Source organism: Ensifer sp. ENS11 (genome assembly GCF_014851895.1).
Lineage (GTDB): Bacteria > Pseudomonadota > Alphaproteobacteria > Rhizobiales > Rhizobiaceae > Ensifer > Ensifer canadensis.
The window spans coordinates 528,581-544,793 of record NZ_JACVAN010000002.1 but is presented as its reverse complement, the minus strand read 5'-3'; the positions used below and the strand labels follow the sequence as shown (position 1 = coordinate 544,793).

Annotated in this window: 16 protein-coding genes; 10 read left to right on the top strand and 6 right to left on the bottom strand. The window is 63.0% G+C overall.

Translation table 11 applies throughout. The annotated features are described in order from the left end of the window. Positions 1–3: 3 nt before the first annotated feature. Positions 4–1,404, bottom strand: coding sequence for a threonine synthase (gene thrC, locus IB264_RS06780; RefSeq protein WP_025426190.1), 1,401 nt, complete (start codon positions 1,402–1,404; stop codon positions 4–6). 280 nt (positions 1,405–1,684) lie between these two features. On the opposite strand from thrC, the gene IB264_RS06775 reads away from it, so the two are divergent. Beyond that, positions 1,685–2,233: a hypothetical protein gene (locus IB264_RS06775; RefSeq protein ID WP_025426191.1), complete on the top strand. Its 549-nt coding sequence runs from the start codon at positions 1,685–1,687 to the stop codon at positions 2,231–2,233. 177 nt (positions 2,234–2,410) lie between these two features. Here the strand turns inward: IB264_RS06775 and IB264_RS06770 are convergent, their stop codons facing one another. Then, positions 2,411–3,517, bottom strand: coding sequence for an ABC transporter substrate-binding protein (locus IB264_RS06770; RefSeq protein WP_025426192.1), 1,107 nt, complete (start codon positions 3,515–3,517; stop codon positions 2,411–2,413). Between the two features lie 226 nt (positions 3,518–3,743). Next, entirely contained in the window at positions 3,744–4,439 is a 696-nt protein-coding gene (locus IB264_RS06765; RefSeq protein WP_025426193.1) for an HAD family hydrolase, read from the bottom strand. Positions 4,440–4,618: 179 nt separating this feature from the next. On the opposite strand from IB264_RS06765, the gene IB264_RS06760 reads away from it, so the two are divergent. The 3 genes from IB264_RS06760 (at position 4,619) to IB264_RS06750 (ending at position 6,494) form a co-directional block, all read left to right on the top strand. Then, a complete protein-coding gene (locus IB264_RS06760) occupies positions 4,619–5,287 on the top strand; it encodes a GntR family transcriptional regulator (protein WP_025426194.1) in 669 nt (222 codons plus the stop codon). Positions 5,288–5,508: 221 nt separating this feature from the next. Continuing rightward, on the top strand, positions 5,509–6,102 hold the full coding sequence (locus IB264_RS06755) for a biotin transporter BioY (RefSeq protein ID WP_025426195.1): 594 nt from the start codon (positions 5,509–5,511) through the stop codon (positions 6,100–6,102). Next, positions 6,099–6,494: a DUF1284 domain-containing protein gene (locus IB264_RS06750; protein ID WP_025426196.1), complete on the top strand. Its 396-nt coding sequence runs from the start codon at positions 6,099–6,101 to the stop codon at positions 6,492–6,494. The genes IB264_RS06755 and IB264_RS06750 overlap by 4 nt, the downstream gene beginning before the upstream one ends. On the opposite strand, the gene IB264_RS06745 is transcribed toward IB264_RS06750, so the two are convergent. Next, positions 6,474–7,154: a helix-turn-helix transcriptional regulator gene (locus tag IB264_RS06745; protein WP_025426197.1), complete on the bottom strand. Its 681-nt coding sequence runs from the start codon at positions 7,152–7,154 to the stop codon at positions 6,474–6,476. The two genes, IB264_RS06750 and IB264_RS06745, sit on opposite strands and share 21 nt — an antisense overlap. An 80-nt stretch (positions 7,155–7,234) precedes the next feature. On the opposite strand from IB264_RS06745, the gene IB264_RS06740 reads away from it, so the two are divergent. From IB264_RS06740 to IB264_RS06730, 3 genes are all read left to right on the top strand, one after another. Continuing rightward, on the top strand, positions 7,235–7,555 hold the full coding sequence (locus IB264_RS06740; protein ID WP_025426198.1) for an NIPSNAP family protein: 321 nt from the start codon (positions 7,235–7,237) through the stop codon (positions 7,553–7,555). Positions 7,556–7,559: 4 nt separating this feature from the next. Continuing rightward, positions 7,560–7,907 (top strand): antibiotic biosynthesis monooxygenase, encoded by a 348-nt coding sequence (locus IB264_RS06735; protein ID WP_025426199.1) that lies wholly within the window; start codon positions 7,560–7,562, stop codon positions 7,905–7,907. A 138-nt stretch (positions 7,908–8,045) separates the two neighbouring features. Then, positions 8,046–9,176 (top strand): site-specific DNA-methyltransferase, encoded by a 1,131-nt coding sequence (locus IB264_RS06730; RefSeq protein WP_025426200.1) that lies wholly within the window; start codon positions 8,046–8,048, stop codon positions 9,174–9,176. 159 nt (positions 9,177–9,335) lie between these two features. On the opposite strand, the gene IB264_RS06725 is transcribed toward IB264_RS06730, so the two are convergent. Beyond that, the gene (locus tag IB264_RS06725) at positions 9,336–9,953 is read right to left on the bottom strand and encodes an HAD family phosphatase (protein ID WP_038575950.1); all 618 of its coding nucleotides are present in this window, start codon (positions 9,951–9,953) and stop codon (positions 9,336–9,338) included. 45 nt (positions 9,954–9,998) lie between these two features. After that, positions 9,999–11,090, bottom strand: a complete 1,092-nt coding sequence (gene mutY / locus IB264_RS06720) for an A/G-specific adenine glycosylase (protein WP_025426201.1) — start codon at positions 11,088–11,090, stop codon at positions 9,999–10,001. A 93-nt stretch (positions 11,091–11,183) separates the two neighbouring features. On the opposite strand from mutY, the gene IB264_RS06715 reads away from it, so the two are divergent. The 3 genes from IB264_RS06715 to smc all read left to right on the top strand — a co-directional run bounded on the left by IB264_RS06715 (position 11,184) and on the right by smc (position 16,211). Then, positions 11,184–11,690 carry a DUF721 domain-containing protein gene (locus IB264_RS06715; protein WP_025426202.1) on the top strand — a complete coding sequence of 169 codons (507 nt, stop codon included), beginning with the start codon at positions 11,184–11,186 and terminating at the stop codon, positions 11,688–11,690. 120 nt (positions 11,691–11,810) lie between these two features. Continuing rightward, positions 11,811–12,647, top strand: coding sequence for a DsbA family protein (locus IB264_RS06710; protein ID WP_081788840.1), 837 nt, complete (start codon positions 11,811–11,813; stop codon positions 12,645–12,647). Positions 12,648–12,749: 102 nt separating this feature from the next. After that, positions 12,750–16,211 (top strand): chromosome segregation protein SMC, encoded by a 3,462-nt coding sequence (gene smc / locus IB264_RS06705; RefSeq protein WP_025426204.1) that lies wholly within the window; start codon positions 12,750–12,752, stop codon positions 16,209–16,211. Positions 16,212–16,213: the final 2 nt, after the last annotated feature.

Sequence of the window (16,213 nt, the reverse complement as noted above, 5' to 3'; positions counted from 1 at the left end):
TTCTTACCCCTGGAGACGGGTGCGCTCGCCGATAAAGGTCTCGACGCTCTTCAAATCCGCATCCAGGATATCGAAACGCTCCTCCCTGTTCATCAGGTCAGCAAGCCACGTCGGAAGCGCCGGGTCAATACCACTTGCCGATTTTACGGCGTCGGGGAATTTCGCGGGATGGGCGGTTGCAAGCGTCACCATTGGGGCCGACGCCTTCTCGTGCTTGGCCGCCACGAAGACGCCGATGGCGCTGTGCGGGTCGAGCAGGTAGCCGGTTTTCTCCAAGGTCTTGGCAATGGTCCTGGCGACGTCCTTTTCGGAGGCGCGCCCGGCCTGGAACTCCTTGCGGATCGCCTTCAGCGCCTTTTCGCGGATGGCAAAGGAGCCTGATTGCTTGAGGCTGTCCATCGCGGATCGGACTTCGGCCGGATCGCGATCGTTGGCTTCGAACAGAAGCCGTTCGAAATTGGACGAGATCTGGATGTCCATCGACGGAGACGTGGTCGCCTTGACCCCGCGCATTTCGTAGCGGCCGGTCTTCAGCGTGCGGGCGAGAATGTCGTTTTCATTGGTGGCGACAACAAGCTTGTCGATCGGCAGGCCCATGCGCTTGGCGACGTAGCCGGCGAAGATATCGCCGAAATTGCCTGTTGGCACAGTGAAGGAAATCTTGCGGTCCGGGCCGCCGAGCGCGATCGCCGTCGTGAAGTAATAGACGATCTGGGCCATGATCCGCGCCCAGTTGATCGAGTTGACGCCCGAAAGCTTGACGCGATCGCGGAAGACCGCGTCGTTGAACATGCCTTTGACCAGGTTCTGGCAATCGTCGAAATTGCCTTTCACGGCGATGGCGTGGACGTTGCCGGCCTTCGATGTCGTCATCTGGCGCTGCTGAACGGCAGAGACCTTGCCATGCGGGAAGAGGATAAAGATGTCAGTACGTTCGCGACCGGCAAAGGCGTCGATGGCAGCACCTCCGGTATCGCCCGAAGTCGCGCCGACGATGGTCGCCCGTTCACCGCGCTCGGCGAGCACATAGTCCATCAGGCGGGCCAGCAGCTGCATCGCCACGTCCTTGAACGCAAGCGTCGAGCCGTGGAACAGCTCAATGACGAAGGCATTGGGGCCGGTCTGGACGAGAGGCGCGATGGCGGGATGACGGAAGGTCGCGTAAGCCTCGTCGATCATCTCGCGAAACTTCGCTGAGGGGATCTCACCGTGGATGAAGGGCTCGAGCACGGCAAAGGCGATATCCTGATAGGACTTGCCGCGCAGCGCCCGGATTTCTTTCTTCGACAGCGTCGGCCATTCCCTGGGAAGGTAGAGACCGCCGTCGCGCGCAAGGCCCGCAAGCAGCGCATCGCAGAAGCCGAGAGGGGCGGCCTCGCCGCGCGTCGAGATATACTTCACCATCCTAGTCCTTCGTCTTGCCTTCGGATCGCGGCGACCCTATGCGAACCGGCCGCAGCGCGTCTGTCTTATTGCGTCAGTCCTTGACAAAGTCCCCACGCATTCTTGTCACCAATGCAAATTTCCGGCCCGAGCGTCGTTTCGGAAAATTCCGATCGAGATGGCTGACCCGATCGATTTTTCAATTCGCCGCTGCTATAGACGATGCCCGAAGGCCATGAAAGGCCTTCCGGCCGAGATTTCGGTCAAGGAGTTTCAACCGGTTCAGTAGAGGTTGTTCAACGTGTTTGGCAAAGTATCCCGGCCTGTCCTCGCAATATCCTTTCTCGCGATCCTCGCCGGCTGTAACAAGACGCAATCCGGCGGAGCGATCGATGCGGGCGGCAGTGCCGCAGCAGCTACGCCGGCCGTTGTCCAGGCTGCATGCCCGCAGGTGGTTTTGAGAGAAGGCACCTCGTCGTTCCGCACCTACGCCAAGGGCGGCAAGGACGATCCGACCAAGGTCATCTATCAGGCGTCGCTCGCCGATACGACGCGGCAATGCGTGCAGAGCGAAACCGCGCTCACGGTGACCGTCGTGGTTCAGGGTCGGGTCGTCAGCGGTCCCGCAGGCGGTCCCGGCAAGATCACAATGCCGATCCGCGTCGCAGCGGTCGACGAAGACAAGACGCTCTATTCCGAGCTGACGCAGCATGTCGTTGAGATCCCGGCAAACGGCTCGACGCAGTTCGTCTTCACCAAGACGGACGTCGCGCTCCCGGCCGGCGCAGGCTCCAACGCCAAGGTCTTCGTCGGCTTCGACGAAGGTCCGCCGGCAAAGCGCAAGAAGTAAGCGGCTCTGCCGCATGTTTCCTTAAATCCTATTCGATTTAAGGATAAAAACATGCAGCAATTCAAAGTGCTACGCAACTTTTGCGCGTCTAATTAAGATGCGCGGCGCTGTAGCAGCTGCCTGAAACGAAAAACGCCGGGGCAAGCCCCGGCGTTTTCATTTGGTGACTGTACCGGATTACTCGGCAGCGACGCTCTTGCCGCCTTCCCACTTGTAGAGCGAGAAAGCCTGCGAGGTGAGGTCGCCAGCTTCGCCGTAGGTGAGCTTGCCGAGCACGGTGTCGATCGCTTCGCCGGACTTGATCGCGGTCGCAACGGCGGTCGCATCCTCGGCGGAGCCGGCCTTTTCGATGCCGGCCTTCAGGACCTGCACTGCCGCATAGGCGTTAAGGGTGAAGGCTTCGGCCGGAATGTTCTTCGCCTTCAGTGCCTCGACGGCCGGAGCCGACGCCGGGTTGCGGGTCGCGTCGCTTGCGTTGGTGTAGATCGTGCCGGTCGCAGCGTCGCCGCCGATCGCCCAGAACTCGGTGTTCGACAGGCCGTCGCCGCCGAAGATCTGCGCTGTCACACCCTGGTCGCGCATCTGGCGTGCGAGCAGGCCGCCTTCCGGATGATAGCCGCCGAAGTAGACGACATCGACCTTTTCCGCCTTCAGACGGGTGACGATGGCGCTGAAGTCCTTGTCGCCCGGGTTGAGGCCTTCGTAGACGACTTCGGTGATACCGCCTGCGTTGATCCCCTTCTTGAAGCCGTCGGCGAGGCCCTTGCCGTAGGGAGCCTTGTCGTGCAGGACGGCGACGCGCTTGTCCTTAAGGTTCTTGACCACATAGGCAGCGGCAACCTCAGCCTGCTGGTCGTCGCGACCGCAGGTGCGCAGCACGTTCCACAGACCGCGGGTGGTCAGATCGGGCGTGGTCGCCGTCGGCGTTATCATCAGGATGCCGTTTTCGGCGAGAACGTCGGACGCCGCCATCGAGGTGCCTGAAAGCACCGGACCGACGACGAAGTGGATGCCTTCACCAGCAGCCTGGTTTGCTACCGATACGGCCTGCTTCGGGTCGCCGGCATCGTCCATCATCTTCAGCACGATCTTTTCGCCGTTGATGCCGCCGGCTTTGTTGATCTCCTCCGCGGCAGCTTCCGCGCCGTTCTTGACCTGCTCGCCATAGGCCGCGACCGGGCCGGTGAGCGGCGTGATGACGCCAACGGTGATATCGGCAAAGGCGAACGGCCCGAAGGCAACGCTGGCCGCCAGGGTCAGGCCCGTCAACATTGAAAGACGCATGATGTTTCCTCCTAGAAATACCCCTGAGGGGCTTGGCTGATATGGCCCTCGTGCGCGGTGCGAAAACCGGGGAGATCTTCGGAGGGACAGCCATGGCACATCAATGTGACATCCTGTCCCTCGGCGCCTAATCGGACGCCCGCCGTGATGGCCGAGAGCTTTTTCCCGCCCCGGTGAACATCCGGAGCGAAAGGGTCTGTAGCGGCTAGCGCCCGGCTTTGCCGGATCAGGCCGTCATCGACTCCGACCACTCGGATAGAGCGGCGATCACGCCCGGCAGCGCCGACATGCGGGAAATCACCGTTTCGGCGCCGGCATCGGTCAGCTGGTCGGCATGCGAGGGATGGGTGTGCGAGCCGCCGGTAAAGCCGACGACGCGCATGCCCGCTGCGCGCGCTCCATGGATGCCGTGAACGGAGTCCTCGATGACCAGGATGCGGGAAGGGGCGACGCCCATCTGCTTGGCGCCGTGCAGGAAGATGTCCGGCTTCGGCTTGACGCGGTCCGCTCCAAGGTCGCGGGCGGAATAGATATGGCGGCCGAAATGATCCTTGATCCCGACCTTGCCGAGCATCATCGCGAGCCGCGCCGAGGTCGAGTTGGAGCAGATGCAGTGCGGCAGCGTCAGCTGCGCCAGCATCGGCTTGACGCCTTCGATGATCTTGAGATCGCGCGCGAGGCGTTCGTCGAGGATCGTGTCGACCTTGCTGATGAGCGAGGCCGAAAGCGGGATGCTCGCTTCCTTTTCGATCTGCAGCAGCGTGTTCTGCCAGGTCATGCCGGCAAAGCGCTCTGCCATCTCCTCGGTGCTGATCGGATAGCCTGCTTCGGTCAAAAGGGCCGCCTCGACTTCCGAGGCGATGATTTCCGAATCGACGAGAACGCCGTCGCAATCGAAGATGATGAGGTCGATACCGTTCATTTAGGTCAGTTTCCCTGGGAGAAGGAGGCGCCACAGGCAGGGGGAGATCGCTTTCGCGGCGCGTGCTTTTGTACGCCGAAGGTTTATACGATGGCGGCCGAAATCTCAACCTTTGGAAATCGTCGAAAGGCCGCAGTCGCTTGCTCGACAGGTCCTGCCGGCACCTCTATCTGTAGCCGATGAACAAGCAACGGGACGATACGATCGCAAGCCGCATCAGCCGGGTACTGGCCGAGAGGATCATCTCGGGTGTGCTGACGCCGGGCGAGCGCCTGCGCCAGGATCACATCGCCGAGGAATTCGGCGCCAGCCACGTGCCGGTGCGCGAAGCGTTCCGGCTTTTGGAGGCGCAGGGGCTTGCCGTCAGCGAGCCACGTCGCGGCGTTCGTGTTGCGGCGTTCGACCTCAAGGAAGTCCGCGAGGTCGCCGAAATGCGGGCGGTTCTCGAGGTGCTGGCGCTGCGCCATGCGATCCCACATCTGACCGCTGCCATCCTCGATCGTGCCGAGGCGGCAACGGTCGCCGCGGACACGTCGCGCGACGTCCGTTCCTGGGAGGCTGCCAACCGCGCTTTCCATCGGCTGATCCTGGAGCCCTGCGGCATGCCGCGACTGCTCGCCTCGATCGACGACCTGCATGCCGCCAGCGCCCGCTTTCTGTTTTCGGCCTGGAGGAGCAGCTGGGAAGCGCGCACCGACCATGACCACCGCGCGATCCTTGCCGCCTTGCGGGAAGGGCGGGGCGACGAGGCAGCCAAAATCCTCGCGCGCCATGTCGGCTGGATTGGCAAGACGCCGGTCAAGGCAGCTGCCGGCGAGACGCGAGAGGCGTTTTCCATCGTCGGATAGGTCTTTGAGCGCAACCGTTACGCTTGGGTCGCCGCCATGGGCGCAAAATTATAGATAATTTATTTGCCTTGTTTTTCAGTCTGTTGATGGAATCGACGTGCGATTTTGCGCGCCGTTGTCGGTCTCGGATTGACTGGTACGTCAGTCGGGGCTAGTGCGGCCATCTTATAGATAGAATAAAAAATTATCTATAATCGTGAATGCAACCCACGGAGACCCAGATGTCCAATCTCGCTTCCGCCCACGCGCCCCTCTTCGATCCGCTCCGCCTCGACGGTAAAGCCTGGCCGGTCAAGGCGCTGTTCGTGCTTCTCGGCACCGGCTTTCTCGCGCTCTCCTCGCAGATCAGCGTGCCGATGGTCCCGGTGCCGGTGACCATGCAGACCTTTGCCATCACGATGATCGGCGTCATCTATGGTTGGCGGCTTGGCGTTGCCACCGTCCTTACCTGGCTGACTGAGGCCATGCTCGGGCTTCCGGTTCTTGCCAATGGCGCCGGCGGTCTTGCCCATTTCGCAGGGCCGACGGCCGGTTATCTCGCCGCCTTTCCTTTGGTCGCTGGTATCGCCGGCTGGCTGGCACAGCGCGGCTGGACCGGCGATCGCGTTGTCCTGAGCTTCTCCGCCCATTTCGCCGCCAACATGCTGTGCCTTGCAGTTGGCGCCGCCTGGCTTGCGACGTTGATCGGTTTCGAACAGGCAATCGCACTCGGTGCTGCGCCCTTCGTGCTCGGCGCGGTGCTGAAGTCGGCACTTGCGGCGGCCGTGCTGAAAGCCGTCCAGCGCTATGTGCAGAAGCCGACGGACCTGCTTTGACGGTCCGGCTGCGCGGGCACCATCTGCTGTGCCTGCTGACCTTCGTGGGCGAGGGCTACACGCCCACGTTCACGCGCAACTATGTCAGGATCGCCGAACGCCTGTCGTCAGGTGAAAGCGTCACGGTTGTCGACGGCCCGGACGATATTTGCGTGCCGATGTTGTGTGACGCCGGTGCCCATTGCCGGGAAGACAGCATTGCACGGCGAGACAGTCTTGCACTCGCGGCCATCGCGAACATCCTCGACAGATCAGTCGCCGACGGAAAGGCCGCGGCGGTCTGTGTCGAATGCGAATGGGCCGGCCTCTGTAGCCGCGTTGCCGATAGCGGTTTTAGGGATGTTCTGGTGCGAGCAGGCACGGACCCGTGTTCACTGCGGGAAGAGGTCTGAAAAGGCCCTTTCGCCGCTATCGGTGAAGCGGATGGCGCGGCTGTTGTTCTCGCGTTTTGCCCAGCCCTTGTCGATGAACAGCGTCAGCAGCGCCTCGCCCAGCGAGCCTGCCAGATGCGAGCGTCTCTCGCTCCAGTCGAGGCAAGTTCGGCAGATTGGCCGGCGGGATTTCTTCAGCGATGCGTAGCTTATGCCGAGCGCCTCGATGCGGATCTGGCCCGTATCGGTCAAGGCGAGATCGTCGCCGGCGACCTCGATCTGTTTCGCCGCGATCAGGCTGTCGAGCATGCGCACGCCGTAGTCACCGGCTAGGTGGTTGTAGCAGACACGGGCCTTGCGCAGGGCCGGATCCCTGGGCCCGGGGCGATGCCGGTTCATGCCGCGGCTGGCGGCAAATCCCATGAGGTTCTCTAGCATCAGCCCGACCTCGTCTTCGGCCAGCTGGTAGTAGCGGTGACGGCCCTGTTTACGCTGGGTCAGCAGGCCCCCGGCCTCGAGCTTGGAAAGATGGGAACTCGCCGTCTGCAGCGTGATGCCGGCATGGGCCGCAAGCTCTGTCGGCGTCAGTGCGCGCCCGGCCATCAGCGCGGTCAGCATGTTGGCGCGGGCAGGGTCGCCGATCAGCGAGCCGATGAGTGCGATGTCTGGACCTTCCTTCATACTTCGATGGTAATCGAAGCATCAAAGGCCGGCAAGCGGGCATAGTGGGTTCATCGAAAGACAAACACGAGGAACTCAAGATGATCACCTGCTTCATCCGCTACGAAATCGACCCCTTCAAGAAGGAGGAATTCGCCGCCTATTCCCGCAACTGGGGTGAGGCGATCCCGCGCTGCGGCGCCGACCTGATCGGCTATTTCGGGCCGCACGAAGGTTCGGCGACAACCGCCTATGGCGTCTACAATATCGACAGCCTTGCTGCCTATGAGGCCTATCGCGCCCGGCTTGCCGCCGACCCTCTGGGCAGCGAGAACTACGCATTCGCGCGCAAAGAGCGTTTTATTCTGAAGGAGGATCGCATCTTCCTGAAAAACGTTTCGTCACCGGCTGGAAGGGACTGAGCTCATGATCACCGTTATCTTTGAAGTACTGCCGGCCGAGGGTCGTCGCGATACCTATCTCGGCATCGCCGCCGACCTGCGCCCGCTGCTGGACGGCATCGACGGGTTCATCTCGATCGAGCGCTTTCAAAGCCTTGCCGATCCGAACAAGGTCCTGTCGCTTTCGTTCTGGCGCGATGAGGCCGCCGTTAAGGAATGGCGCAACGGCGCCGAGCACCGCGCCGCCCAGGAGGCCGGCCGTCACGGCGTCTTTGCCGACTACCGTCTGCGCATCGCGTCAGTCGTTCGCGACTATGGCATGAACGAGCGGCATCAGGCGCCGGTCGACAGCCGCGCCTTCCACGAGGCTTGAGGGCCATCGGCATGCCAAGCGGTTGGCTATGCATCGCAATTACAAAATTTTTCCTGATGACCTTCAGGCTTTGGTAACCATCTTCGGTAACCATACGCTCCATAGTCCGTCCCGAGTAAGCGTATTTGCGAGTTGTCCATGTCATCAGTTGTTTCGCTTGCCGAAGTCTCCCGTTCCACCCGTCCGCTGGGCTGGCTCGATTCCATCATCAAGGGTGACTGCGTGGCAGCGCTCAATGCGCTTCCCGACAATTCGGTGGATGTCGTTTTCGCCGATCCGCCCTACAACCTGCAGCTTGGCGGCATGCTGACCCGCCCCGACCAGTCGGTCGTCGACGCCGTCGATGACGAGTGGGACCAGTTTGCTTCCTTCGAAGCCTATGACGCCTTCACCCGCGCCTGGCTGCTTGCCTGCCGTCGCGTGCTGAAGCCGACCGGAACGCTTTGGGTCATCGGCTCCTACCACAACATCTTCCGCGTCGGCGCCATCCTCCAGGACCTGCATTTCTGGATCCTCAACGACATCATCTGGCGCAAGACCAACCCGATGCCGAACTTCAAGGGCCGCCGGTTCCAGAACGCCCATGAAACGCTGATCTGGGCGACGCCGAACGCCAGCGCCAAGGGCTACACCTTCAACTACGATGCAATGAAGGCGGCCAATGACGACGTGCAGATGCGCTCCGATTGGCTGTTTCCGATCTGCTCGGGTCACGAGCGCCTCAAGGGCGACGATGGCAAGAAGGTGCACCCGACCCAGAAGCCGGAAGCGCTGCTTGCCCGCATCATGATGGCATCGACCAAGCCCGGCGACGTCATCCTCGATCCGTTCTTCGGCTCCGGCACCACCGGCGCCGTTGCCAAGCGCCTCGGCCGTCACTTCGTCGGTATCGAGCGCGAACAGGATTACATCGACGCGGCATCGGCGCGCATCGACGCCGTCGAGCCGCTCGGCAAGGCCATGCTTTCTGTGATGACCGGCAAGAAGGCCGAGCCGCGCGTGGCATTCAATACGCTGATCGAAAGCGGATTGATCAAGCCCGGCACCGTCCTGACCGACGCCAGGCGGCGTCATAGTGCCATCGTGCGCGCCGACGGCACGCTTGCCTCCGGTGGCGAGGCCGGCTCCATTCATCGCCTGGGCGCCAAGGTCCAGGGTCTGGATGCCTGCAATGGATGGACATTCTGGCACTTCGAAGATGGGAACATCCTGAAGCCCATCGACGAACTCAGAACCGTCATTCGAAATGACCTGGCAAAACTGAACTGATCAACCAGTTCCGCCAGGTCCTTCGAAAAGCCCTCTGCCCGGTTTTTGTACCTTCAGTCCCGGAAGGAGAGCTTTAAACGCCCGGAATCCGCAAGGTTTCCGGGCGTTTGTATGTTTCCCTCAACCTCGGGGACTTCCAGCTATTGGCGCGCTGCCATGTCAGCGCTGGATGCCATAGGCCGCGAGATCGGCCTTCAGCTTCTCCGGGTCGGTGAAATGCACCGCGTACCAGCCGGCGAGGCGCGCGCCCTCGACATTGGGCATGCTGTCGTCGATGAACAGTGTCGCTGGCGGATCGAGGTCGAAGTTGCGGGCATGAGTCTCGTAGATCGCCACATCCGGCTTGATCAGGCCGACATCGCCCGACACGGTGACGCCGCGCGGCAGGGTGAGGAACGGATAGAGCTGCAGCGCCTCGCGGAACGTATCGGAGGCGAAGTTGGTCAGCATCGTCACGTCGCGCCCCTCGGCGATCAGGTTCTCCATCAGGGAAACCGTTTCGACATAGGCGTGCGGGACCATCTCCTGCCAGTGCTTGCGGAAGGCGCGGATATGCTCTTCCCGTTCAGGGTGATCCTTGATCAGCAGAGCCTCGGCTTCTTCCCAGGAGCGGCCGCGGTCCTGCTCGATGTTCCAGTCGTGGGAGCAGACATTGGCGAAGAACCACTGCCGCTCGGCCTCGTCGGGAATGATGCGGCTGAAAGGCAGATTCGGGTCGTAGTGGATCAGCACCCTGCCGATGTCGAAGACGATGTGGCGGATTTCGATGCTGCTCATGAACCTGTTCCTCTTTACGAACTTTTACAGCGCCGCGCGTCTACGCTAGACGCGCTCGGCCTTGAAGGCATCTGGTATCGCCTGGGCGATCGCCTTCTTCATAACCGTCGGCAACGCCTGGGTTTTCAGCGAAGCGACCGGCTCCCACCAGCCGTCGTTTCCGGTCTCGGCGCGCGCGACATTGGCCCGGTAGACCGACAGGCGCAACTCGAAATGCGTAAACACATGGGTGATCGTGCCGCAGTCTTCCCAGGCCGCCGCAAAGGGCTGGGCCTCGACTGAAGTCTCGCCGTCTTGCCGCGCCGTCCACGCCGTGCCGGGCACTTCGGTCATGCCACCGAGTAGGCCGGTTTCGCTGCGCTTGCGCAGATAGACCGTGTCGCGGGCATCGATCGCCACGAAGGCGGCGCCGAGCCTCAGCGGCTTGTCCTTCTTCTTTGCCTTGCGCGGAAAAGTCTCGGGGTCGGAGACGGAAAGCGCCAGACAGTGTGGCCGGAAGGGACAGAGCGAACAGGCGGGGCGCTTCGGCGTGCAGATCGTCGCGCCGAGATCCATCATCGCCTGGGCGAAATCGCCGGGCCGGTCGGTGGGCGTCAAGGCCGCGACTTGGCTACGCATTTCCGGCTTGGCCGCCGGCAGCGGCGTTTCGATGGCATAGAGCCGCGAGATCACCCGCTCGACATTGCCGTCAAGTACGGCGCTCTGGCGGTTGAAGGCGATGGCGGCGACGGCGGCGGCCGTATAGTCGCCGATGCCGGGCAGGGCCTTCAGCCCTTCTTCCGTGTCCGGGAACCGGCCGCCATGATCGCGGGCGACGGCCTCGGCGCATTTCTTCAGGTTGCGCGCCCGTGCGTAGTAGCCGAGGCCGGCCCAGGCCTTCATCACGTCTTCATTGTCGGCGGCGGCGAGATTTTCGACCGCCGGCCACAAGGTCAGGAACTTCTCGAAATAGGCCTTCACCGCCTGCACGGTCGTCTGCTGCAGCATGACCTCCGACATCCAGATATGGTATGGGTTCGCGACCACGCCTTGCCGCGCCATCGACGGCGAGACCCGCCACGGAAGCTCGCGGTGGTGCCGGTCGTACCATTCAAGAAGAAGCGGAGCGGCCTTCGCCGCCGTGATCGTATTTGCCATGATTTGCCGGAAGTTCCTTTTCCGGCCTATACTTGGAGAAGGCGAGCCGGCGCATCAAGGCTCAATCGACATTGCATACAGAAAGTCGCGTTCGTGAGTGAACAGAAGTCCCGCAGGGGTGTGGTCCAGATCAGCGAGGTCGCCAACGGCCTGATCGATCCGGTGCTCGCCAAGCGCGCCGGCATCAACACCATGCTGCTCGGCTCCTGGGACGAGATCGCCGGCGCGGACTTTGCCGACTGCACCCGGCCGGAAAAGATCGCCTGGCCGCGACGCGCCTCGGAGATTGCCGGCGAGGGCGGCCATCAGCCCGGCGTGCTCACCGTTGCCTGCGAGGGCGCGCGTGCGCTTTTCCTCACCCATGCACAGGGCGAGCTGATCCAGCGTATCAACGGCTTCTTCGGCTTTTATGCCATCGGCCAGCTGCGGATCGTGCAAAAGCCGGTATCGCCGCCGCCAAAACGCAATCGCAAGCCAAGCCCGCTTTCCGGCGAACCGGCCCGCAAACTCGAAACCATGGTCGAGGGTATCGAGAGCGAAGAGCTGAAGGCGGCGCTGCGACGGCTCGGGACCGCAGTCATGTCTCCACGCCGGCGTTAGGCCAGCACCATCAGGCGGTCACAATTCTTTGAATTCTGTTGAAACGCTGCCCCTTGCCGCCCCGCGCGCGGCAAGATATCGAATCCGCACTGCAATTCCCTCCGAACACGGGTAAAATTCATGTCCGCTTCCGCAATGAACCTTTCGAAACGCCTGCTCAGCGGTGTTGCCATCGCGACCGTCGCTCTTGTGCTTGCCGCCTGCAGCGACGAGAAGAAGGAGCAGGCTTCGGCGACCCCGACCGAAACCACGGAAACGGCCGCCAAGGCCGACGCCAAGCCGGCCGACGCGATGACGACCGCTTCGACGACGGCTGCTCCGACAACGACCGCGCAAGCCAAGCCCGCCGGCACCGAAGTTGCCCAGTCGACCGCCGCTCCGGCAAAGGTCGAGCTGCCGAGCTCGGAAGGCTCCGTCGACATGGCCAAGCTGCTCGAGCCCGGAGCGCTGCCGGAAATGGCGGTCGGCGATGCCAACGCCCCGGTAACGATCGTCGAATACATGTCGATGACCTGCCCGCATTGCGCCGCCTTCCACAACAACACCTTCGAAGCGATCAAGACGAAGTACATCGACAGCGGCAAGGTTCGTTTCGTCCTGCGCGAATTCCCGTTCGATCCGCGCGCTGCTGCCGCCTTCATGCTGGCGCGCTGCGCCCCAGAGGGCCAGTATTTCCCGATGATCTCGATGCTGTTCAAGCAGCAGCAGCAGTGGGCTGCCGCTCAGAATGGTCGCGACGCATTGCTGCAGATGTCCAAACTTGCCGGTTTTACACAGGAGAGCTTCGAGTCCTGCTTGACGAACCAAAAACTTCTGGATGATGTGAACGCAGTTATGCAGCGGGGCGCAAAGGACTTTGGCGTACAATCGACGCCGACCTTCTTCGTCAATGGAGAGCACTATTCTGGGGATATGTCGGTTGACGTCATGTCGGCCCTCATCGACAGCAAGCTCTGATCCTTCGCTTTTCCTGAAAACGGGCGACGGCAGCAGCCGTGCGCCCGTTTTTCATGCCCTGGGGCCGGGTGAAGAGGGGCGTTCCGCGCCAGCGTTTGCCGCATGAAGTTCAACAAGCTTCGCCTGCTTGGCTTCAAATCCTTCGTCGAACCCAGCGAATTCATCATCGAGCGCGGTCTGACCGGCATCGTCGGCCCGAACGGCTGCGGCAAGTCGAACCTTGTCGAGGCATTGCGCTGGGTTATGGGGGAGAACTCCTACAAGAACATGCGCGCGTCCGGTATGGACGATGTGATCTTCTCGGGCTCCGGCAATCGCCCGGCGCGCAACACCGCCGAAGTCGGCCTCTACCTCGACAACAGCGATCGCACCGCGCCTGCCGCCTTCAACGACAGCGACGAAATCCAGGTGACGCGCCGCATCGAGCGCGAACAGGGCTCGGTCTACAGGATCAACGGCAAGGAAGCGCGCGCCAAGGATGTGCAGCTGCTGTTTGCCGACGCGTCCACCGGCGCTCGCTCGCCGTCGATGGTCGGCCAGGGCCGCATCGGCGAGCTGATTGCGGCAAAGCCGCAGGCCAGGCGCCAGCTTCTGGAAGAGGCGGCCGGTATTTCCGGCCTGCACTCGCGCCGGCATGAGGCCGAGCTGCGGCTGAAAGCCGCCGAAACCAACCTCGAGCGCCTTGATGACGTCACCTCTCAGCTCGAAAGCCAGATCGAGAGCCTGAAACGGCAGGCGCGCCAGGCCAGTCGCTTCAAGATGCTCTCTGCCGATATCCGCAAGCACGAGGCGATCCTGTTCCACATCCGCTGGGTTCAGGCCAAGGAAGCCGAAGCCGAGGCGACCAGCCAACTCAACCAGGTGACGGCACTCGTCGCCGAAAAGGCGCAGGCCCAGATGCAGGCCGCCAAGGATCAGGCGATTTCCAGCCTGAAACTGCCGGAGCTGCGCGAGAGCGAGGCGAAATTGGCGGCCGCACTGCAGCGGCTGCAGATCGCCCGTTCGCAGCTTGAGGAGGATGCTGGCCGTATCCTGCGCCGTCGCGACGAGCTGCAGCGTCGCCTGGCCCAGCTTGCCGAGGATATCGCCCGCGAGGAGCGCCTGGTTGCCGACAATGCCGGTATTCTCGCTCGCCTCGACGAAGAAGATGAAGAACTGCGCGAACTGCTCGCCGAGGCGGACGACCGGGCAAGCGAAGCCCGGGAACGGCTCGAGGAAGCGAACGAAAAGCTCTCCATGAGCGAAGCAGATCTCAGCCGGCTGACGGCCGAGCGTGCCGAGGCACAGGCCGGTCGCAACCAGCTTGAGCGGGCGCTGCGCGATCTCTCGGAGCGGCAGGCTCGGTTGGCGCGCCAGCTCTCCGACCAGGCCCGCGATCTTGACGAACTCGACCGGCAGATGTCGACGCTGCCCGACCCGCACGAAAAACAGGGCCAGGTCGAAGTGGCCGAGGCCGCCCTAGAAGAGGCCGAGGCGACTGTCGCAGCCATCGAAGAGACCCTCGCCGAAACCCGCCGCGCCGAGGCCGACGCCCGCCCGCCAGTCGATCGGGCGCGGGCCATCCTGAACGGCATCGAGACCGAGGCGCGCACGATCCGTCGCATGCTCGAAGCGGCCGGTGGTGGCGACTATCCGGCTGTTGTCGAGGAGATGAAGGTCGACCGCGGCTTCGAGACGGCGCTTGGCGCAGCGCTTGGCGATGATCTCGATTCGCCGCTCGATAGCGCAGCACCGGCCCATTGGCGTACACCGGGCGATCATTCCGGCGATGCCGCCTTGCCGCAAGGGGCGCGCTCACTCATCGAGCACGTTCGCGCGCCACAGGCATTGACGCGTGCCTTGAGCCAGGTCGGCATTGTCGACAGCGAGGCAGAGGCCGAGCGGCTGATGCCGCTGTTGAAACCCGGCCAGAGCCTGGTGACGAAGCAGGGCTCGGTTTGGCGGTGGGATGGCCACGTGACCGGTTCCGAAGCGCCAAGTGCTGCAGCACTAAGGCTGGCCCAGAAGAACCGCCTTGCTGAACTCGATACTGAGGCGGACGACGCCGGCGAGTCGCTCCGCCGTGCCGAGGCTGATCTTGCCGCTGCCGGCTCGCGCATCCGCGCCGAGGATGAACGGCTGAGGCTTGCGCGCGACGCCCAGCGCATGATCACGCGCCAGCTCGGCGAAGCGCGCGATGCGCTGGCCGCTGCCGAGCGCGCATCCGGCGATCTCTCGCGTCGCCGCGCGGTTGTTGCCGAAACCAAGAGCCAGCTTGAAAGCCAGCTTGAAGAGGTCGCCGAGCAGATCGAGACCGCCAACGACGCGCTTGCCGATGCGCCCGACCTTTCAGAACTTGAGCTGAAATTGCGCACGCAAACGGCAGATGTCGCCGCCGACCGGGCAGCGGTTGCCGAAAGGCGTGCGGCCCATGACGGACTTGCGCGCGAAAACGAGGCGCGCCAGCGCCGGATCACTGCGATATCAGGCGAACGCCAGACCTGGAAAGCACGGGCGGCAAGCGCCGAAGAACATATAGCCACCCTCAGGGATCGCGAGGCGGAAGCGCGCGACGAGGTCGAGGAGCTGATGGATGCGCCCGACGAGTTCGAGGACAAGCGGCGCGCGCTGATGAACGAATTGCAGAAGGCCGAGGCTTCACGTCGCGAGGCCGCCGATATCCTGGCCGAGGCCGAGGGTCGCCAGCGCGAGGCAGACCGCATGGCCGCAACCGCGCTTTCGGAGTTGGCAGAATCGCGCGAAAAGCGCGGCCGCGCCGAGGAGCGGCTGGTATCCGGCCGCGAGCGCCGGGTCGAGATCGAGGCACGCATCCAGGAGGCGCTCTCCTGTGCTCCGCATGAGGTTATGCGGCTGACCGGGCTTGCCGTCGACGAGGCGCTGCCGGACATGCGCAATGTCGAGCGCGAGCTGGAACGGCTGAAGATCGAGCGGGAGCGTCTTGGCGCCGTCAACCTTCGGGCCGAAGAAGAACAGAAGGAGCTCTCCGAGCGGCTCGCTCTGCTTCTGAAGGAACGCGACGACGTCATCGAAGCGATCCGCAAGCTGCGCAGCGCCATCCAGAACCTCAACCGTGAGGGTCGCGAGCGGCTGATCGTCGCCTTCGACGTGGTCAACGCCCAGTTCCAACGGCTTTTCACCCATCTCTTCGGTGGCGGCACGGCCGAGCTGCAATTGATCGAGAGCGACGACCCGCTTGAAGCCGGCCTTGAAATCCTTGCCCGTCCGCCGGGCAAGAAGCCGCAGACCATGACGCTGCTGTCGGGCGGTGAACAGGCGCTGACGGCAATGGCGTTGATCTTCGCCGTCTTCCTCACCAATCCGGCGCCGATCTGCGTTCTTGACGAAGTCGACGCGCCGCTCGACGACCACAATGTCGAGCGCTACTGCAACCTGATGGACGAGATGGCGGCATCGACCGAAACCCGCTTCGTCATCATCACCCACAACCCGATCACCATGGCCCGCATGAACCGCCTGTTCGGCGTCACCATGGCGGAGCAGGGCGTGTCGCAGCTTGTTTCCGTCGACCTGCAGACGGCAGAGCGGCTGAGGGAAGTGGTGTAACT